Origin of the sequence: Gemmobacter nanjingensis, assembly GCF_014652195.1 — a bacterium.
GTDB lineage: Bacteria > Pseudomonadota > Alphaproteobacteria > Rhodobacterales > Rhodobacteraceae > Gemmobacter > Gemmobacter caeni.
In genome coordinates this window covers 783-1,779 of record NZ_BMYI01000066.1, presented here as the reverse complement: position 1 = coordinate 1,779, position 997 = coordinate 783, and the positions used below count along the sequence as shown (strand labels likewise).

Below are 997 nucleotides of genomic sequence, written 5' to 3'. Positions count from 1 at the left end.
CGTGGCGGCCCAGCCCGGCGTGACCGTGATCAGCGCCTCATCGCCAGACCAGACCGGCTCGGGGATCGCCACGCGGCGGCCGGTGACAAATGACTGCCCGGCATCCGCCCACCACAGATACCCGGTCCAGACCGGGCTGCCGACCCGCCTGAGGCGCGCCCGCAGTTGCGGATATCGCACGGCCCGGACACCCAGACCGGAGGGCGAGATTACATAGGCGCCCGCGCCATCGGCGGGGCGCATATAGCCCTCTGCCACGGTCGGGGCGGCCGGTGATCCGGTCCAGCCCTCGGCATCGTCGTCGTAATACCAGATCTTCACATGATCGAACTGGTTCACCGTGCCGACCGACAGGCCCGCGATGGACTGGGCGAGCGCCTCTTCGCCGTTCACCCGCGCGGTATCCACCGCAAGGATCTGCGCCCTTGTGTCGAGGCTGTCGGCCTCGAGCGAAGTCACGCGCTGGGTGATCGCCGCCCGTTCGGAGGCCGCAACGGTGATGGTCTCCTCGAATGTCGCCCGGAATTCGCGCAGGGACTTCGAGAGATCGGTGCGCAGCTGCTCCTTCTCGCGGTAGCGCCGGTAATCAAGATCGCCCACCCAGTCGCGCAGCTCATCCATGCTGCGCGTCACCCGCCGGTAGTTTCTGGCAAGCGTGCGGACATTGTCGGCACGGCGGGCCACCTCGTCCGAGATATCCTGTGCGATATCCGCCAGACCATCGGCCAGCGTCTGTATGGCATTGCCGCGCGCCTCGGCCTCGGCCGCAATGCCATCCGCCACCCCGGCAATCTGGTCTCCCAGCGCCTGCACCGCATCGCCCCGCGCCTGCGCCTCGTCACCGATCAACCCGGCAAGCGCATCGACCTCGCCATCGACCCATTGCTGGAGCGCATCGACCTGACCGAGAATCTCGGTCTCCAGCTGCGACCAGTCGAGATCGGCGGGGCCGAGCTTCAGGCTGGCGGTGGTGGCGCCGAGCCAGCCGGTCCAGGCT

Annotated in this window: 1 protein-coding gene; it reads right to left on the bottom strand. The window is 68.2% G+C overall.

From position 1 onward, the window contains the following. A partial coding sequence (locus tag IE126_RS25595) for a syntaxin family protein (protein WP_194678754.1) occupies nt 1–997 on the bottom strand: 997 nt, incomplete at both ends.